The organism is Variovorax sp. YR750 (assembly GCF_900109805.1).
GTDB lineage: Bacteria > Pseudomonadota > Gammaproteobacteria > Burkholderiales > Burkholderiaceae_C > Variovorax > Variovorax gossypii.
On sequence record NZ_FOBJ01000025.1, the window covers coordinates 13878 to 31910 of the forward strand.

General features: G+C 63.3%; 16 protein-coding genes. 3 read left to right on the forward strand and 13 right to left on the reverse strand.

The annotated features are described in order from the left end of the window. Positions 1–28 precede the first annotated feature (28 nt). Entirely contained in the window at positions 29–436 is a 408-nt protein-coding gene (locus tag BMY35_RS35120; RefSeq protein ID WP_093209437.1) for a nuclear transport factor 2 family protein, read from the forward strand. A gap of 135 nt (positions 437–571) precedes the next feature. Here the strand turns inward: BMY35_RS35120 and BMY35_RS35125 are convergent, their stop codons facing one another. From BMY35_RS35125 to BMY35_RS35140, 4 genes are all read right to left on the reverse strand, one after another. Next, entirely contained in the window at positions 572–811 is a 240-nt protein-coding gene (locus BMY35_RS35125; RefSeq protein ID WP_093209439.1) for a hypothetical protein, read from the reverse strand. Positions 812–1088: 277 nt separating this feature from the next. Beyond that, on the reverse strand, positions 1089–2093 hold the full coding sequence (locus tag BMY35_RS35130; RefSeq protein ID WP_093209440.1) for an alpha/beta hydrolase: 1005 nt from the start codon (positions 2091–2093) through the stop codon (positions 1089–1091). A gap of 6 nt (positions 2094–2099) precedes the next feature. Then, entirely contained in the window at positions 2100–2867 is a 768-nt protein-coding gene (locus BMY35_RS35135) for a coniferyl-alcohol dehydrogenase (RefSeq protein WP_093209442.1), read from the reverse strand. Between the two features lie 37 nt (positions 2868–2904). After that, positions 2905–4380 carry a benzaldehyde dehydrogenase gene (locus BMY35_RS35140; RefSeq protein ID WP_093209443.1) on the reverse strand — a complete coding sequence of 492 codons (1476 nt, stop codon included), beginning with the start codon at positions 4378–4380 and terminating at the stop codon, positions 2905–2907. Between the two features lie 243 nt (positions 4381–4623). On the opposite strand from BMY35_RS35140, the gene BMY35_RS35145 reads away from it, so the two are divergent. Further along, entirely contained in the window at positions 4624–6459 is a 1836-nt protein-coding gene (locus tag BMY35_RS35145; RefSeq protein ID WP_093209445.1) for a sigma-54-dependent Fis family transcriptional regulator, read from the forward strand. Positions 6460–7320: 861 nt separating this feature from the next. On the opposite strand, the gene BMY35_RS35155 is transcribed toward BMY35_RS35145, so the two are convergent. From BMY35_RS35155 to BMY35_RS35190, 9 genes are all read right to left on the reverse strand, one after another. After that, positions 7321–7704 carry a hypothetical protein gene (locus BMY35_RS35155; RefSeq protein WP_093209448.1) on the reverse strand — a complete coding sequence of 128 codons (384 nt, stop codon included), beginning with the start codon at positions 7702–7704 and terminating at the stop codon, positions 7321–7323. A 127-nt stretch (positions 7705–7831) separates the two neighbouring features. Beyond that, a complete protein-coding gene (locus BMY35_RS38125; protein ID WP_143080815.1) occupies positions 7832–8077 on the reverse strand; it encodes a hypothetical protein in 246 nt (81 codons plus the stop codon). A gap of 176 nt (positions 8078–8253) precedes the next feature. Continuing rightward, the gene (locus BMY35_RS35160; protein WP_177213786.1) at positions 8254–9078 is read right to left on the reverse strand and encodes a ribonuclease HI; all 825 of its coding nucleotides are present in this window, start codon (positions 9076–9078) and stop codon (positions 8254–8256) included. Positions 9079–9214: 136 nt separating this feature from the next. Further along, entirely contained in the window at positions 9215–9595 is a 381-nt protein-coding gene (locus BMY35_RS35165) for an armadillo/beta-catenin-like repeat-containing protein (protein WP_093209451.1), read from the reverse strand. A 121-nt stretch (positions 9596–9716) separates the two neighbouring features. Next, positions 9717–10310 carry a DUF4272 domain-containing protein gene (locus BMY35_RS35170; RefSeq protein WP_093209453.1) on the reverse strand — a complete coding sequence of 198 codons (594 nt, stop codon included), beginning with the start codon at positions 10308–10310 and terminating at the stop codon, positions 9717–9719. 143 nt (positions 10311–10453) lie between these two features. Further along, positions 10454–10843: a hypothetical protein gene (locus BMY35_RS35175; protein ID WP_093209455.1), complete on the reverse strand. Its 390-nt coding sequence runs from the start codon at positions 10841–10843 to the stop codon at positions 10454–10456. Between the two features lie 207 nt (positions 10844–11050). Beyond that, positions 11051–11680 (reverse strand): DUF2268 domain-containing putative Zn-dependent protease, encoded by a 630-nt coding sequence (locus tag BMY35_RS35180; protein ID WP_093209456.1) that lies wholly within the window; start codon positions 11678–11680, stop codon positions 11051–11053. Between the two features lie 103 nt (positions 11681–11783). After that, entirely contained in the window at positions 11784–12251 is a 468-nt protein-coding gene (locus BMY35_RS35185; protein WP_093209458.1) for a hypothetical protein, read from the reverse strand. A gap of 167 nt (positions 12252–12418) precedes the next feature. Continuing rightward, a complete protein-coding gene (locus BMY35_RS35190; protein ID WP_143080816.1) occupies positions 12419–13057 on the reverse strand; it encodes a hypothetical protein in 639 nt (212 codons plus the stop codon). 530 nt (positions 13058–13587) lie between these two features. Between BMY35_RS35190 and BMY35_RS35195 the strand changes: the two genes are divergently transcribed. Continuing rightward, the gene (locus BMY35_RS35195) at positions 13588–18024 is read left to right on the forward strand and encodes an RHS repeat-associated core domain-containing protein (RefSeq protein ID WP_093209461.1); all 4437 of its coding nucleotides are present in this window, start codon (positions 13588–13590) and stop codon (positions 18022–18024) included. The last annotated feature ends 9 nt before the right edge of the window (positions 18025–18033 follow it).

Consider the following 18033-nt stretch of genomic DNA (forward strand, 5'->3'; position numbering starts at 1 on the left):
TCCCTTTATCTATTCTTCAAGGCCCCCGATGAACCCCGCACCGCCCTCCCTCGGCGCCGACGAGGCACTGCTGCTCGACCTCGAGGCACAGCGCTGCGACGCCATGCAGCGCGCCGACTTCGCGCGGCTGCGCGAGATCCTGCACCCTGGCCTCACGCACGTGCACGCCAAGGGCCAGACCGACGACTACGAGAGCTACTTCCGCTCGGGCGGCACGCATGTGACCTACCAGCAGATCGAGCGGTCGGACCTGAAGGTGCGGCTGCTGGGCACATCGGCGCTCATGACCGGGCGCCAGTTGCTGGTGGCCGTGCGAAAGGACGGCAGCGGCACGGTGCGCATCGACTCGCGCGTCATGCAGGTCTGGACCCATGACGAAGGCCGTTGGCGGCAACTGGCATTCCAGACCACGCCGCTGGAGATGAGCATCACCTGAGCGCCGGGGGTACGGGATCCGCAGGCGAGCGAATGCGGGCCACGTCGGCAAAGCGCTGAACACCGAAGTCGATCCGGCAGATCCGGACATCCTCCAGGAGCGAGAGTCGATAGCGCGATCCGCGTCGCTGCCTTTTTACCTCGTCCGTGTCGGAGGAACGATTCTGGTGGATGCCGACACAAAAATGCCTTGCCTCAAGCTCCAGATGCACGCCCCCAGGCGAAGCAATTCCTCCACATTCCTGTCATAGAACACATCCTCGGGATCCTGCCGGCCTATCAGATCCGAGATGCAGTCCAGTGCACCCGTGGGAGTGAATCCGTGGCTCGCACGCGCTATCTCGATCACCGTCACCAGAACGTCGGTCTTTTGCATTTCAAGCATCCTGAGGTCAAGTTAAAGCGTTCCGATGCCGGGGATTTCCGTGCTTTCTGCATCTGCCCGGACACCCCGCCCTCCCCTCGCACAGACAGTCTCAAATCCGGCCCCGCCGCCCCGCGGCCTTCGTGCATCCCACCTCGTGATGTGACTCCCGCACTGATCGCGTTCGTTTGGCTCCCGTTCGTGCGAGCCACCTCCCCAGGACGAGTACCGGGAAATTCCAAACCTCCGCTCGCGCGACGGAATCGTTGAATCGATGGAGTGCCTCGCATCAGGTCCAGCATCGAGAATGCCTCGCCTGCACGTCTATGGACAGCTGAGCTCGCAACCACGTGGCCAGATCAGCCATCACCTGACTGCCCAGTGTCGAAACGGCGGTGAAGTGAAGGCAGGCGTGGATGGCGCTGGCGTAGTGGTGGTGCTCGGTCGGCACACCGGCCTGTGCGATGCGCAACGCCAGCGCGAGGCCCTCGTCGCGCAGCGGGTCGTGGCCCATGGTGGCCAGCCAGGTGGGCGGCAGTGTGTGCAGCGTCTGCGATTGCAGCAACGCGAAGTCGGCGTGCCGCGCCAGTTCCTGACGCCCACCGAGGTAGCAGTCGATGAACCAGCGCATGGCGCCGGTGGTGAGAAACTTGCCTTCGCCGTTCTCGGCCATCGAAGGGCTAGGCTCGCTGTAGTGCTGCGCGAGGGGATAGATGAGGCCCAGCGCCCGCAGCACGATCGCGCCGGCTGCGCGCAGCGCCGCCACGGTGGCGAGCTGCGCGCCCGCGCTGTCGCCGGCCAGCGCGATGCGCGACGCATCTGCGCCCAGTTCGCGCGCGTGCGCGGCCACCCAGCGCAGGGCGCAGGCCACGTCGTCCACCGCCGCCGGAAAGGGATGCTCGGGCGCCAAGCGGTAGTCCACAGCCACCACCACGGCCGCTACGTCGTGGCACAGGGTGCGGCACACCGTGTCGTGGGTTTCGAGGTCGCCGATCACGAAACCGCCGCCATGCACGAAAAGCAGCAGGGGGAGCGCCCCTTCAGCGTCGGGCCGGTAGACGCGCAGCGCCAGCGGACAGCTCGGTCCGTCGATGACACGGTCGTCCGCCGACGCGATGGCCGGCGCCGGCAGGCCCAGGCCGGCGGCCAGGTCGCGGTAGATCTGCCGCGCCAATCCCGGTGGCAGTGATTCCAGCGGTGGGTTGCCCTGGCTGGCGGCCTGCGCCAGAAAACCGGCCAGCGCGGGATCGAGCGGCGCCGTCTCGAGCACGGCAGGGATGGCGGTGCGGGTCATCGCGCCTCAGATGTAGGTCGATGCCAAGCCGCCGTCGACCGGGATGTTCGCGCCGCTGATCCAGCGCGCCTCGTCGCTGCACAGCCAGGCGATCAGCGGCGCGATCTCGTCAGCGAAGCCGGGACGCAGCATGCGGTGCGCGTCGGCCTGCACCCGCTCCTCGCCGAGCATGCTCACGAAGTCGCCCAGGATCGGCGTGAACACCGGGCCCGGCGCCACGCAGTTCATGCGCACGCCGTGTTCCAGCAGCCACTTCTGCGACTGCGTGGCGCTCCAGACGATCAGCGCCTCCTTGAAGTACTGGTAGCAGGTCTGCTGCGGCACGGGGTGGTCGCGCAGCCACCGGGCGCCGGCCTCGAAGCCCTGCGCAGCGGCAAGGGCCTTGTGCAGCGCCAATCGCTGCGGCCATTCGGCCCCAAGGACGGAAGCCACGTTGACGATGGAACCACCGCGCGCGATGCGCGGCAGCGCCTGCTCGCTCAGATGGCGCAGCCCCAGGTAGTTGACATCGGCGACCAGTCCGGCCGGCGCCGTGCCGGGCACGCCGGCGATGTTGCACAGCGCATCGAAGTGCGCGGGCAGTTGCGCCACGGCCGCGTCGATGGCCGCGGCAGTACCCAGGTCGGCCTTGACGAAGCCGTCGAGTGTGAGGCTGGGGTCGTTGCGATCGACGCCGATGATGCGGGCGCCGCCGAAGCGCGCGACGCGCGCCACCTCGGCGCCGATGCCCGAGGACACGCCGGTGACGACGATGGTTTTTCCTTGAAGCTGCATGAAGTGTCTCCTTGTGCGTTCGCCTTGGGGGTCGTGTTCAGAATGGGTAGGGATGCGGTGCGTTCTTGATGGTCAGCCACTGCCACTGGGTGTATTCCTCCCAGTCGGCCGGGCCGCCCACGCTGCTGCCGTTGCCGGCGATGCCGGGGCCACCGAAGGGGTTGACGCACTCGTCGTTGACGGTCTGGTCGTTGATGTGGACCATGCCGGAGTTCAGCTGTGCGGCGATGGCCATGGCCCGTCCGATCGAGGGTGAGATCACCGCGGACGCCAGGCTGCCCTGGTGGTTGTTGGCCAGCGCCACGGCCTCGTCATCGGTCTCGAAGGTGATGATGTTGGCGACGGGGCCGAACACCTCCTCGTCGTACACGCGCATGCCGGCCTTCACGCCCGCCAGCACCGTCGGCTTGTAGAAGAGGCCCTCGCTGGCGCCACCGGCCAGCAGTTGTGCACCGGCGGCGATGCTGTCCTGCACGATGGCATGCACGCGGTCGCGCTGCTTCGCGTCAATCAGCGGTCCGAGCGCCACCTGCCCGCTGGCACCGTCGCCCACCGGCAGGTGCTGGGCCTTCGCGACCAGCCGCTGCGTGAACGCGGCGGCGATGCGCTCGTGCACGAGGATGCGATTGGTCGCCATGCAGATCTGCCCCTGATGCAGGTAGGCGCCCCAGGCGGCATTGCTGGCCGCGATGTCCAGGTCGGCATCGTCCAGCACGATCAGCGAGTTGGCGCCTCCGAGCTCCAACGTCACCTTCTTCAGGTGGCGCCCGGCCAGCTCGCCGATGCGCCGGCCCACGGCGGGCGAGCCGGTGAAAGCGATCATCGGCACGTGCGTATCGGTCACCAGGGCTTCGCCGGCGACCGCATCGCCAGGCAAGACCTGCAGCAGGCCGGCGGGCAGGCCGGCCTCCTCGAACACGCGCGCGATCATGAAGCCACCGCTCACGGGTGTGCGCGGATCGGGCTTGATCACCACGGCGTTGCCGGCCGCGAGTGCCGGCGCCACGGTGCGGATCGTGAGGATGAGCGGGAAGTTGAAAGGCGAGATCACGCCCACCACGCCGCGCGGCACGCGCCGCGCCAGGCTGGTGGTGCCGCTCGCGCTCGGCAGGACCTGGCCCTGCGCCTGCAGCGGCATGGCCGCCGCCAGATGGCACAGGGTGATGGCCTCGCGCACCTCGTGCTGTCCCTTGGGCAGGATCGCACCGGTCTCCCGAGCCACATGCAACGCCAGCTCGTCGAAATGCTGCTGGAACAGCGCCGCGGCGCGGTGGAACACCGCTGCCTTCTCGCGCGGCAGGACCTGCGCCCAGCCTTTCTGCGCCTGTGCCGCGGCCGCCGTGGCCAGTGCCACGTCCTGCGCGTCGGCGATGCCGACGCTCGCCATCACCTGGCCCGTGGCCGGTTCGACGACATCGCGCGCACCTCCCGCGGACGCGACCCAGGCGCCGTTGAACACCTTGCCCGCCCAGGCCGCCGCGTCCAGGAACGCCGGCTTCTCGGAAACATCCATGACTACCTCTTGCGAAAAATTGATCGGCTGGCCGCGGCTGGTAATGCCCGCGGCGCCGTCCTCTTCCGCAACGGGCGTACCAGCGGCACCACGCAGGTGTTGCCGGGGGTCGCTGCACGCAGCTGTTTTCACTGGAGGACTAGGTGGATTCCCGAGGCTCTACTGGTTATTTCAAATAACTGGTTTACCCTGATCTCGGGCTTCACCAAATCATCAAGAATTGCTCGCTCGTTTCACCAAAAGATGAGGTCGACATTGACCAAAGCCGCCGCTTCACCGGTCCCGCAGCGCGTCTCGCTCGCCGACGTGGCGCGTGCCACCGGTGCGGCGCTGGGGCGTTTCGACGGCGCCGAAGTGGCACGCGCGCTGGGCCGCTTCGAGGCCTCCCACGTGGGCAGCGAAGCGCATCCGACGATCGCCGACATCAGCGAATGCCTGTTCTTCTCGCCCGGTGACGGACGCATCTGGCTGCAGGACCAGCGCATGGTGCTGCTGCACACCGAGGCGCTGGGATCGCTGCGGCGCGAACTGATCGACAGCCTGGGCCAGGAGAAGGCCCGGGGCCTGTTCACGCGCGCGGGGTACGTCAGCGGCGCGCGCGACGCGCAGCTGGTGCGCGCGCACTGGCCGGAGGCCGAGCCAGCCGCGGCCGCCATGGCCGGCACCCGCCTGCATGCCCTGGAGGGCGTGGTGAAAGTCGAGCTGGTCCATGCACGCTACGACCCCGAGACCTCGGACTACGAGGGCGAGTTCATCTGGCACCACTCGAGCGAGGACGACGAGCACATCGCGGCGTACGGCATCGGCGGTTCGCCGGCCTGCTGGATGCAGGTGGGCTATGCCACCGGGTACGTCAGCACACTGTTCGGGCGGCTGGTGGTGTTCCGCGAGGTCGCCTGCCGCTCGATGGGCGAAAGCCACTGCCGCGTGATCGGTAAATCCGCGGAGCGTTGGGACGACGTGGAAAAGGACATGCGCTACCTGCGAGCGCGGGACTTCGTCGGCTCACCGCAGAACGGCGGGTCGGCGCCGCAGGCGGCGCAGCTGCCCGCAGCGCAGCGCAAGAACGACGCGATGGTGGGCGCCTCCGCCGCCTTCAACGCGGCCTGCCATCTCTTGCATCGCGTGGCGCCGACCACGGCCACGGTGCTTTTCACCGGCGAGTCCGGCGTCGGCAAGGAGAAGTTCGCCAGCATGCTGCACAGCATCAGCCCGCGGCGTGACAAGCCCTTCGTCGCGGTGAATTGCGCCGCCATTCCGGAGACACTGATCGAATCAGAGCTGTTCGGTGTGGAGCGTGGCGCCTACACAGGCGCGGGCGCGTCCCGGCCGGGGCGCTTCGAGCGCGCCCATGGCGGCACATTGTTCCTGGACGAGATCGGAACACTGAGCTACGCGGCCCAGGGCAAGCTGCTTCGCACGCTGCAGGAGTGCGAAGTCGAGCGCGTAGGCGGCACGCGCAGCATCCAGGTCGACACGCGCGTCATCGCGGCCACCAACGTCGATCTGCGCCAGGCCGTGCGCGAAGGCCGATTCCGCGACGACCTGTTCTTCCGGCTCAATGTCTTTCCGATCCACCTGCCGCCGCTGCGGGAACGGCGCGACGACGTACCTCTTCTGATGAGCCATTTCCTGCAGCACTATGGCCGCAAGCACTCTCGGCAGGTTTCGGGCTTCACGCAGGCCGCGGTCAAGGCGCTGCTGAACTATGACTATCCGGGCAACATCCGCGAACTGCAGAACCTGATCGAGCGCGCCGTGATCGTCGCGCCCGAAGGAAGCCTGCTGGAAGTTCATCATCTGTTCACGAGTGGCGAGCCACTGGACAAGAACGTGCTGTCGGTCCGATCTGATGGTCGCCTTGCCTGCACCGACGACCCGCTTCCCTCCCAGGCCGGGCCCGCAAGCCGCGCCATGCCAGACCATGAAGAGGCCGGTTCGCTGGGACAGGTGGAAGAGACGCTGATACGCCGCGCGCTGACACAAAACGGGGGAAACCTCTCTGCCGCAGCGCGTGCGTTGGGCATCACGCGTCCCCAACTGGCCTACCGCGCACGCAAGCGCGGCATCACGAGCTGACCACCAACGGAATCCTCCCGACGAGGCTCAAGCCTGTCAATGTCCGTCTCATGGATACGGAGATCGCTCGGGTCCAGTCAGCACCGCTTGCGGCGCCCCCCGCATGGACCTCAAGTCAGGATGCTCGGCAAAGCTTCGAAAGCTTTCGATGGCCAGTTCCAGATCACGAGTTGCATGGTGGGCACTTTTTGTATGCGCATCCCTGTTCTACTGGGCCTACCTGTGTTGCCTCGGGTGGTGAATGTCTGCCTCGCCCTCAGGGGGTTCTTCGGCAAACCGGATGGAAGTTGAATTTCCTGCGTCCCCTGTTCGGTAGAACAGCCTGATCGACCACCCTCCAGTGGCCTCGAACGAAGCGTCCAGCAAAGCCTGTCGCCTCCCACCACAATCTCCGCTGACAGGCGGCCTGATTTCCGTCTCGTCAGCACCTGGTCGACCACGAAGGCTTTCCGACGATGAATTGGAAGGAGGCCGAGTCTTGGCTCTCCAGCACGGAGCCACCCACGGTCCAGGCGAATGCATGGGCAGCGGCGGAAAAAGGCCTGGCTGCTGCAGTTCCGGGAAGCGCCCGGGCCCCGGTTCCAGCTTCGCGAAGCCGAGAGCGCCACACTCCTGTCGTCGCCGGACGATGGTGTTGCCAGAGCCACGCTCGACTACATGGCGCGCACGCTCACGCGCGTCGCAGCAACGCTCAATGGTTTTGCGTAGATCCCGCCGTGGGAAAAGGACAATGTGTCTTGTGTCATCTTTGCGGCTCCAGACAGCACACCACGGACCGCTTCCAAGAAAGATGAATGTCTCAGATGGGCCCTGAGCCGTCCTTCGATCTGACAAACGCGATGCCGGAAAGCAGTCGTTCTCTCAGTATTCGGAGGGCAGCCCCGATCCGCCATTCAACTTAGAGATGGCCCACCGCCGGGCATTGTCGAACTCGTACTTCACTTCATACGAAAAATCGGCGTTGAGTTCGACGAGCGCTACCTTGAATGGGCTGGCGGACGGCAGCGAATCACGGAGCTCCTCGACAATTCCATTCGCCCAATGGAAGAACGGCTTGTGCGCGATGACATCGACTATTTCGACGCCGCGTGTACCGACAAGCGACGCCTTGACCTCTGTCATGCCAGGCTCAGCCGCGAGCCTGAGAAATGCGCGTTGCCAAGTCGGGTCGATTGACGCCATCTCCCCCGCAAACGCCTTGACGAGTTCGACGGTCAGTGCTGCGTTTCTAGTTTGATCCGGCATGCCTATGTCTAGCCACTAGTTCGATTGCTGCGAGTATGCCTCTGGCCGTCAGGAAGGCCAACGGTCGTCAAAGACCGCTCCTGGCCGGACCCAACCGCTGCGGCAGGGCGCTTCCATGAGTATTTATTCACGTGTCCCGCCTCCACACTCTGGCAACGTTCATGGATTCATCCAGTTCGACCCAGAGGAGGGTGTTGGGCATGTGAAGACCCGCCGGAAATCTGGCCACAGGCACGTCACGCGGCGCACCACTAGCAGCAAGTCCATTCTCAGGATGCAGAAGGATCCGAATCTCTCCCTTCACAAGCGAGCCGAAGACAACGGCGGGAACCTTTTTCAGCCAATCTGCGGGGTACTTCTCTTTCGCGATCAAGTGGTCCTCCCTTTCCCATGCCCAATACTTCGATTTGCACCGTGGCTGCGAAGGTCAGCTTCTGGCCGACTGTAGCCGGTCGCGTAGCCGTCGCGAAGGGGCCCGAAGCGGAAGTGGCTGATTGCCGGAAGCTGCCGTTCCTGAGCGCATAAAGAGCGCTGAATGCGTTGGCAGACTCAATATCTGTAGTCGTCAGGGTTGAGTTCTTCGAGCACTTGATCAATGCCGGGGTGACCTTGATCAGAGTTCAGTCGCACCAGAAGGCACTTGTTGCGACTGAGCAGGTCCTTGCACCAAACGAAGTCCACGTCCTTATAGGACGCGTCCTCCTCGTCAATCACCTCGAATCGATACTCATACTCTCTGGCGTACTTGTAGTACTTTGTAGAAATGATCCGAATCTTGACTGCGCGGCCATCAAATGTGACGCAGCCTCGCTCGGTCTTGCGATCTGACCATTTGCGTGTCGTCTGACTAACTGACAGTGGCTTGTTGAACGGCTTCGCTGCCGACTTCTTTGCGAGCTTGTCGGCTGCTCGGTTGTAAATGTTCGACTTGTGCCCTTTCACCCACCGTACTTCAACGCGAAGCGGGCACGCATTGACCTCCCTCTTTAAGCTTTTCCAAAGATCAATGTTCTTGACGGGCGTCCCATTCGAGCCCCGCCATGCTCTCTTGGGCCAGACGTTCATCGCACTGACGAAATTCTCGGTTACGTATTGAGAATCCGAGAACAGTAGGATCCTTTTGAACCTACTCAAATCGGGAAAGATGCGCCTGGCTTCCTGCAAACCGATGGTGCAGGCCTGGATCTCCATCTCGTCAATAGTCGCGCTCTGGTAGCCGGTCGGTGCGTGCTCGCTTGTCTGCGGGTCCCCAGCCTCGTCCACCCACATTAGCACCACACCCACACCAGCTGCTCTCTTCTTGCCGGGGAAAGACGAGCCATCCGTGTAGATGTTCAAAGCCTCCTCGTCATGGATTCCGCCTTGAGTGATCACGATTCCTCCGTAGAGCTTCTCCGCTCTGCACCTTAGTGCTTCGCCCCGCTTCGATCAAGAGCTGCCCTACAGCCCGCCAAACCACTCGTATACGTAGATCGGGCGCCGGTTGGAAGTCTGCTTCTGGCCAAAACCGCTAGCAAAATTCGAGTAGCCAAGCCGCGTGAGATTTCTCGATCTCATCGCCGATCTCAAGCAATGTGCCGAGGGGCTTTCGGGCCGTGACCAGATCCATGTCAAGTAGGGCGGCAGTGAAGCCATCGTTGTCATGACCTTGTTCAAAGCCCAGTTGGTAGGCGGCGAAAAGCTCCTTCAAAACTAGAGGCCCTGCTAGATGACACAACGGCCAAGCGGCAGCCTCGCGGATAAAGAAGTCTTCGTGCCGTAGCAAGGTCAGCAAACGAGGCACGTCATCGACGCTTGATCGTGCATCCAACTGTTCAGCTGCATCCACGGCCATGTCGACATCTGACGCTCCGAGCCTGGAAACGATCTCAGTCCACTCTTGGTCGTTCATGATGAATTTTGACTGGTCTTTTTATGTGCACTTTGCGCGAGCCTTTCTGCATTCTTCCCGCATCGGTCGAGGTCCGCTTTCGGCTGCTTTTTCCGGCGGGGTGAATGGCGGGTTCTGGCCGCTAGGTGTCCGCCGTTACCTGGTCCCAAGACTGGCCACAGTAGCCAACAAGCCAATTGATCGCATGGTGACGCTCCTGCACGACCTCAGCATCAAGTTCCGGAACCTTCGGACGATAGTCCGGGCGCGAAAAACCTCGCTGTCGAGCTACAACATGCAGCTCCTGAAGCTCGTAGGCGGCAGCGAAAAGTTCACCGTCAGACCTAAGCCGGGCAGTTTCACAGAACTGAGACGCCGACTCGTCACCGTATGGAGGCAGAAGTCTCTCGATGAATGCCACCTTGCCGCCGGGGGTCGGAAACGGAAGCGCGGGAATCTTATTCAAGGCCCACAGAAGAACGACTAAACGTTCAGATTGCCAAGAGAAATTGATGGCCATCTGCTCGCTCGCAGCACCCTTCATTTGCGCGCGCTCGTTCGGCGTTAGCTCGTCGGAAAGACTCATTTCAGCGAGCCAATCCATGAGTTCTTCACATGGCGCGCCAAAGGCCGAGGCGACCACAGCGCCAAGAACCAGTGTGCGATTCAAGACATCTTGAAGTGGGCGAACGACGTCGTCCTCATCTCCGCCAATTTGCTTAGATAGTGCGGCCATGACTGATTTTTATAGCCTGCATAGGAACGAGCACGCACTCTTACAACGGTTTGTTGCGACTCAACCACGAAGGTCGGCTTCTGGCCGCATCGTGCCGGCTCGGCGAACGGCCGGTTCTGGCCGAATTGTGCCCGTCGTGACCATCACGTCTGTGGCGCCGGACGCCAATGCACAGTGGCTGGATAGCTGCGTCCATGCCTGAAGCACAGGAAGATTTCCACGATGGCGCTCGCGTGAAACCATTCGTCGGATTTGAGGCGCAGCTCGCCGGCTCCGAAGGCAAGGACTGTGCCGTCAGGGAATACCGGGCTTGGCTTGTCGTTAAAGGCTCGCAATCTCGTTGAGGTAGAGACATCGAAACGTTCAACCATACAGGTGACACCGCCGCCAGCCACCTGAAGGTAGTTTCCTTGAACGTCGGTCAGCGATGCGTACGAATGCCGACCATAGCTCTTGAGCGCGAGAAGCCTGCTTTCGAGGACGTGGTCGGATGGCGCACTCACTGCCGCAAAGTTCTGGCCTTCAAATTTCATGATTGGGAGGTTGAGTCGAAGGTCCGCTGATGGCCGAGGCTGTGTGAAAACGTGCGACGCCCGTGTTTTCGTGGGTGGTCAAACCATTCCTTAAGCCTCGATCGTCGATCCTGGCGCGATCTGAGAGGTCGACTTTCAAGAGATCAGCATGGCAGCAGCGTTTTCACACAGCCTCGGCCGGATTCTGCCTTCTGCACAATGCGCGTCCTAGTTGAAGAAAGATGCTACAGGTACCCCAACCGCGCCACTCGCCGTTAAACCATTGCGAGTCAAATAGGCGCCTACCAGGCCGAACCCGACCGAGTAGCCACAGTTCCTTGGGATCTCTTCGCGCGGACTGCCGAAAAACCACGCAGGATGGTTGTACCAAGCCGCATCTAATTGCGGCAACATGCGTTGCAGCATGGCATCGACTTGCGCAGGCGACAGCGCGGTTGCATAAAAGGGCGCGCGTCCCGTGACCTCCGCCTCGAAGTGGCATGCGAGGCCCTCGGATATCAAGGCACCGCGCAACGTCGCACCGTAGCCAACGCACCCTTCCCGCATGCAATGATGAACCTCGTGGGCAAACAGGGATGGAACCGCCGTCTCAAAGTGCTTTACGAAGTTAACGTTCCTGGGGTCTAGCTTCAGATGCATGAGGTGCCGCCCCTCGGAAAATCCATTAACACCAAGCTCGGGAATCACTTCATCAGACACATAGGTCACAACATCAATTCGATCTGCATGGAGCAACCTCGCTACATCACCCTCCACCGATGACAGCAGTTCGCGCGTTCGCGGCAACCATGGCGTCAATTGCCGGCCAGCGTCAAGGAAATGAAAAGCGATGGTCATGCTGCATTAAGTACGAGTTGGCTGATTCTTGAACGCCTTGCGGGCAGTACGTGCGCCCTTCGGGAACTGCGCTTAGCCGTCCGCTGTTGGCCGCGTGGAGCTTCTAGCAGCTTTGCGGCGAATCCAGTTCCTTCAGCAAATCGCAAGCCAGTTCGGCGAGCTCGCTGTTTGCGTGTGTACTCAACAGCTCCAGTCGCGGCCTTTCGCTTGCAACTCCGATTCGCAACTCGGCCAACCAAGCTGGTCTTGCCGATTCGTCCGGCAACGTACAACTGACGAATCCCAGAAGGATGTCGAGAATCGCGATGGTCAATTTCTCGCTCGCCGTATTCAGTACCTCGAGAATGAACGGCAGCGCGGGAACGGCGGCGGGTGCCGCGTAAACGTGTTGGCACAGCGAGCACCAGAGATCGTGGCTTGCAGCGAGCGCGGTGTTTTCGTCCTGCCCTGCAAGTCGAAGAAGCTGGCCTGGTACAGCGATGGCCGGACCATACGCAGTCTGATACGCCGCCCACGGAACGGCCTGCATGCGTTTGCTGCGCAACTCCACAGTGCCATGGTCTTCGTCCATAGACTCGCCTTTTCAATAGCTTTCGATGCTTTACGTGTTGACTGTGCAGCCAAATGGCCAGGCGCTTCGGACGCCCGTTTCTGGCCGACTGTAGCCTGCTGCCACGTCAGCTCAGATGGCTCGCGGGCTACTGAGCCACCATGCTTGACCACCTCAGCGAAGTCGCGCTACTTTCCTCTATTGACATTCAGGACAGCCCATCTGCCGTCGCGGTGTATGTACATGAGGGATGACATTGGTCTTGCCATCGGCATGGCCTGTTCGCTTGATATCAACCGCTCCAAACGCGCCACCGCCGCAGAGTCGTCAGCCGAGGCAAACATGAGCATGCCCTCGGTTGGCATGGCGGCGACCACTCCATTTGTCAGCTTTCTTCCGACGTCCAACCAAATTTCGTCCCAGAGCAAATACACGGCGCTTTGACACTCCGGCGCATACGGAACGTCAATGGCCCAAAAGTTGCCCTCGAAGCTCGTGAACTTCGAAACGCATCTGGTCTTGAAGTTCTTCAATGCCAGTTGGCGGGCCATGTCATGGTTGAGGCTCAGGCGTTCCAAGTCAGCGTGGGTCGCCGCGACAGGCTGACCATCCCTGCCAACGAACGTCAGCGCGATCGACAGGTCTCCCAAGAAAGGGGCCACCACGATCTCTTGCTGCGGGCCCAGCCCCTTTGAATCGCGCTGCGCATTCTCGATATTCGACATGCGCGGAAACAGTTCATTTGCCGCACCTTCGGCGTGCGAAAGGCCGACAGTGACAAGACCGACAAGGAAAAGGGTTGTGAAGCGAGCTCTCATTGGATTCATGTACCTCCGGCAAATTGCTCAACGCCGCATCACTTCGACGCCACAGATGCCCGGAGTCAGGTGAATTTTCGTAGACGTCGCAACCGTGTGGTCCTGGCCGACGGAGGAAGTCTAGCTGCGTGCTGTCGAGCATTCACCCGATCAGGAGGCACGGCTTCTCGCTTGCTCTGAGAGTGCTCCTGCGCTGAGAAAAAAGCGACAGCGGCCGGCATCGAGGCGATTCCCCCCAAGCATTTCCCCCTGGCCTCTACCAGCACCGGACCGCTGTCGAGACGCAGTGTGCTCGACACCGCCGAACTCCACGTGAAGTCTGTGCGGGAGTTGCGTGAAGCGATACCTGCGGTCCTGCAGGATGCGACGTCGGACCCGCTGACGAGCGCTCGCGGCCGTCAAAGTAATTCTTTCGATGAGCAATCACAGAAGCCAGAAAAGGCCATTGGTGGGCTTCGCAAAACATGTCGTTACGCTCGTTCCGGCATTGCCGCACGACGCAATGCATCCGAATTCAAAAGAACGAACGAGGGTCACACATGCATTCCGACGCAACCGCCGGGCATGGCCATTCGAGCCATCGCCTGATGAAGCGACTCGCCCTGCAAGGCGCCACCGCATTCACGCTGCTGGGCATCTCCGCCGGCGTCCATGCCGCCTGCTCCCTGAACTTCACCTCGCCGAGCAAGGGCGCGAAAGTCACCTCGCCCAACATCACGGTATACGGCACCGGCGGCGGCGATGCCACCACGGGGGACGCCGGCACCGTAACCGCCACCCTCAACGGATCGCCCTTCTTCAGCTACTCGGGCTCGTTCACCGCGGTCGTGTCGTTTCTCGAGGGACGCGGCGTTCCAGTCACGCTGCGCGCGGGCCCGAACTACCTGGCGGTCTCGGGCAGCGTCGGCGGCTGCAGCGCGTCGGACTACATGACGGTCTATTACGACACGTCGGACGTCATCCCGCGCAAGAACAAGGGCGACGGCACCGAGCGCAACGGGCCGCAGTCGTGCACCGGCAACCCCATCAACTTCGCGATGGGCAACAAGGTGCAGGAGGAGGAAGACTTCCGCAGCGCCTCCGCGCACCATCCGCTGAAGTTCTCGCGCATCTTCAACAGCGCCGACGGCTACTGGCGCTACTCGTACTCGACCCGTCTGAGGATCAGCACCGCCGAAGTGGTGCTGCTGCATGCGAACGGTCGCGAATCACCCTTCGCGCGCAGCGGCTCCACCATCACCCGCGACGCGGACGAGCTCGGCACGCTCACGCAGACCGGCACCGGCTGGCTCTATGTCGATGTCGACAACACCCGCTATGAGTTCAACACCACCGGACGCCTGACCAAGCGGACGCATCCCGAGGGCTGGTCCCACAGCCTCTCCTACGGCACCAATGGCGCGGTGACGGTGACCGACGGGTTCGGCAACAGCATCGGCTACACGGAGGACGCCCACTTCCAGCCGCGCACGCTGACCACACCCAACTTCAGCATCGCCTACAACTACGACACAGCGAACCGGCTGACCTCCGTCACCAAGACGGCCGGGGCGAACGTGACGAGTCGCACGTACCACTACGAGAACACATCGAACCCCCGCTTCCTGACGGGCATCACCGATGAACTGGGCGTGCGCTTCGCCACCTACACCTACGACTCGCTGGGACGCGCCACGAGCACCACGCACGCGGGCAATGCCGGACTCACGCAGGTGGCCTACAACGCCGACGGCACGACGACCGTGACCGACGCGGTGGGACGCGCCACGACCTACCACTACACCGTGGTCAACGGCGTCAAGCGCATCTCGCAGATCCAGGGGGAACCTGCGCCCGGCTGCCCGGCCAGCAACTCCTCGTTCACCTACGACGCGCGAGGCCTGCTGGCGAGCCAGACCAATGCGACAGGCAGCGTCACCAGCTTCACCTACAACACCCGCGGCCTGGAGGCCTCGCGCACCGAAGCGCTCGGCATGCCCGAGCAGAGGACCATCGCCACGACCTGGGACACGACGCTGCCGGTGCCCACGCTGGTCAGCCTGACGGGTCGGGACACCGCGTACACCTACGACGCCGTCGGCAGGCAACTCACCGAAACGATCACCGACACCGGCGGCACGGCAGGTTCGGCACGCACGAGCCAGCGGACCTACACCACCGAAGGCCTCATCCACACCTACACCGAGCCCAACGGTGCCGTCACCACGTACGCCTACGACACCCGCGGCAATGTGCTGAGCACGACCAATGCAATGGGCCACGTCACAACCTACGCCTACGACACCGCCAACCGTCTCGCGAGCCAGACCGACCCGAACGGGCTCGTCACCACCTTCACCTGGGATGCGTACGACCGGCTGCTCTCGCGCACTGTGGGCTCCGGCTTGGGGCAGACCACCACCCTCACCTACCACCCCACGGGGACCGTGGCGACGATCTCCCTGCCGACCGGCCTGGTGACCGCCTACACCTACGACGCCGCGCAACGCCTCACGGGCTGGAGCAACAACCGCGGCGAGAGCGGCGCCTACACCCTCGATGCGGCCGGCAACCAGCTGACCGAACAGACGCTCAATGCATCCGGCTCGGTCGCATGGGCAGCCGCCCGCACCATCAACAAGCTCAACCGCATTGCCACGCAGACGCAAGGAAGCAGCCAGAACGAGAGCTTCGGCTACGACGCCAATGGCGATCGCATCGCCCAGGCCAATGGGCTGAACCAGACCACCAGCTGGGGCCTGGATGCGCTGGCGCGCGTCAAGACCATCACCGATGCGGCCAGTGCCAACGCCGGCCTGGGCTACAACGCCCTGGATGCCATCACCCAGGCCAGCGACTTCAACGCGATCACCACCAGCTACAGCCGTGATGCCCTGGGCAACGCCACCGCGGAGGCGAGTGCCGACAGCGGCCCCCGCAGCGGCCAGTTCGATGCGCTGGGCCTGCCCAGCCAGGTCACCGACGCGCTCGGCCAAGCCACCAGCATCACCCGCGACGCATTGGGGCGTCCGACCAGCCTGGTCTTCGCCGATGGAAAGACCACCACCCTGCGCTACGACCTGAGCCCCAACAGCATGGGTTACCTCAGCGAGATCGTCGACCGCGCCGGCATCACCGAGTACACCCGGGATGAACACGGACGCGTCACGCTCAAGAAGCAGACCTTGACCAACGCAAGCATCCAGCAGGTCAGCTACGCCTACAACCCCACCGGAACACTCGCAAGCATCGGCTACCCCGGCAGCGGCACGCTCAGCCACACCTACGACGCCACGGGCCGCCTCACGGGCCTGAGCTGGAACGGCAACCCGCTGGTCTCCGCCATCACCTGGAATGCACTGGGCCAGCCCACGGGATGGAACTGGACGTTCACCACCACCAGTCCGGCGCTGGCGGCCAGCCGCAGCTACGACAGTGCCGCGCGCCTGGCGCAGACCGAGTTCAGCAGCTACACCTACGATGCGGCCGGCCGCATCGGCAGCCTCACCCAGAACCTCTGGGGCCCTGCCGACAGCAATCCCGGCAACAGCACCGTCGTCGCTGCCGACACGACCTGGAGCGTGGGCTACAGCCCGACGGGCCGGATCATCAGCTTCTCCAACACAGCAACTGCCGGCGACAGCGCGAGCTTCGGCTACGACGCCAACGGCAACCGTACGGCCAGCACCCGCGTGCTGGCAGGCCAGACGACCAGCCGCGGCTACACCCTGCAGCCCGGCACCAACCGCCTGGCCGGCTTCAGCCAGACCATCAACGGCGCCAGCAGCACCAGCGTCGCCTATGGCTACAACGCCAACGGCGACCTGACGGGCGACGGCCTCAGGAGCTACGGCTACGACGCGGAAGGTCGCCTGGCCACGGCCACCACGGGCGCAACGGACGTCAGCCCAACGACACGCTATGCGCACAACGCACTGGGCCAGCGCGTGTTCAAGACCGAACCGCTGTACCCGCCCAGCCAAGGTGACGAGAACGACCCGGGCTTCTGGAACAGCCTCGTGGCCTTCTTCACCAAGCTGTGGAGCCCGGCGACGACGCCGGCCGAGCAGCTCGGCTACGCCTATGTCTACGACGAGCAAGGCAGCCTGATCGCCGAGCTCGGCAGCGGCGGCACGCACAGCGCCGGTGAAGCACGCTACATCTACCTGCCGACAGCCAACGGGCCGATGCCGGTCGCTGCGGTGATCAATGGCGCCACGTACGCGGTGCACAGCGATCACCTGAACACGCCGAGAAGGCTCAGCAATGCCGATGGACAGGCCGTCTGGCAATGGGGCTACAGCGCCTTCGGGGAAGACAAGCCGACGCTGGCAAAGAATCGCTTCGCGAACCTCGATGTGACGCCAAACCCCGGCACGACCGGCATCTCCGAGGTAAAGTTCAACCTGCGGTATCCGGGGCAGTACGCGGACGAGGAGTCGGGCCTCTTCTACAACTATTTCCGCAGCTACGACGCGAGAACCGGGCGCTACAGCCAGCCGGACCCGATCGGGCTGGATGGCGGGTGGAATCGCTTCGGGTATGTCGATGCGGATCCGTTGAGCTTCACGGATCCGGAAGGTCTGAGGAACGCGCGGCCCGCAACACGGGGTGGCAACGCCTACGACCGACGCCAGTGGGAGCGGCACGGACCCAAGCCCATCCAGACACCACGCGGCGAAGGAACCCAGTCGGCTTGGGAGGCTGCAGCCCAAATGCCTGTGCCTGATCCGGAGGCCGGCGACTACCGATTCAGGTGTGTGCGGTGGGAGTGCTCGCAGCGGTCCTGCACACCCGGCAAGTCGCCCACTGATTTCTTGCCGCCAGCCTATTTCAAGGACTCTCCGCCGGAAGGTTGCCGGTGCACGCAGACAATGCTGGGGCCCGTCTTCAACCCACCAAGCTTCGATCCGAAGTCGGACCTGCCTGGCTTGGTGGACAAGTACAGAAACAGCGATGGTCAAATCCGACGGATGCTGGATGCAATACGTCCATGAAGGAGTGAG

Bases quoted from the DNA above. Each gene is read 5' to 3' on its own strand.
- BMY35_RS35140 (WP_093209443.1), bottom strand. From the start codon at position 4,380: ATGGATGTTTCCGAGAAGCCGGCGTTCCTGGACGCGGCGGCCTGGGCG.
- BMY35_RS35120 (WP_093209437.1), top strand. From the start codon at position 29: ATGAACCCCGCACCGCCCTCCCTCGGCGCCGACGAGGCACTGCTGCTC.
- BMY35_RS35165 (WP_093209451.1), bottom strand. From the start codon at position 9,595: ATGAACGACCAAGAGTGGACTGAGATCGTTTCCAGGCTCGGAGCGTCA.
- BMY35_RS35135 (WP_093209442.1), bottom strand. From the start codon at position 2,867: ATGCAGCTTCAAGGAAAAACCATCGTCGTCACCGGCGTGTCCTCGGGC.
- BMY35_RS35175 (WP_093209455.1), bottom strand. From the start codon at position 10,843: ATGAAATTTGAAGGCCAGAACTTTGCGGCAGTGAGTGCGCCATCCGAC.
- BMY35_RS35145 (WP_093209445.1), top strand. From the start codon at position 4,624: ATGAGGTCGACATTGACCAAAGCCGCCGCTTCACCGGTCCCGCAGCGC.
- BMY35_RS35130 (WP_093209440.1), bottom strand. From the start codon at position 2,093: ATGACCCGCACCGCCATCCCTGCCGTGCTCGAGACGGCGCCGCTCGAT.
- BMY35_RS35190 (WP_143080816.1), bottom strand. From the start codon at position 13,057: ATGAATCCAATGAGAGCTCGCTTCACAACCCTTTTCCTTGTCGGTCTT.
- BMY35_RS35180 (WP_093209456.1), bottom strand. From the start codon at position 11,680: ATGACCATCGCTTTTCATTTCCTTGACGCTGGCCGGCAATTGACGCCA.
- BMY35_RS35170 (WP_093209453.1), bottom strand. From the start codon at position 10,310: ATGGCCGCACTATCTAAGCAAATTGGCGGAGATGAGGACGACGTCGTT.
- BMY35_RS35125 (WP_093209439.1), bottom strand. From the start codon at position 811: ATGCAAAAGACCGACGTTCTGGTGACGGTGATCGAGATAGCGCGTGCG.
- BMY35_RS35195 (WP_093209461.1), top strand. From the start codon at position 13,588: ATGCATTCCGACGCAACCGCCGGGCATGGCCATTCGAGCCATCGCCTG.
- BMY35_RS35155 (WP_093209448.1), bottom strand. From the start codon at position 7,704: ATGCCGGATCAAACTAGAAACGCAGCACTGACCGTCGAACTCGTCAAG.
- BMY35_RS35185 (WP_093209458.1), bottom strand. From the start codon at position 12,251: ATGGACGAAGACCATGGCACTGTGGAGTTGCGCAGCAAACGCATGCAG.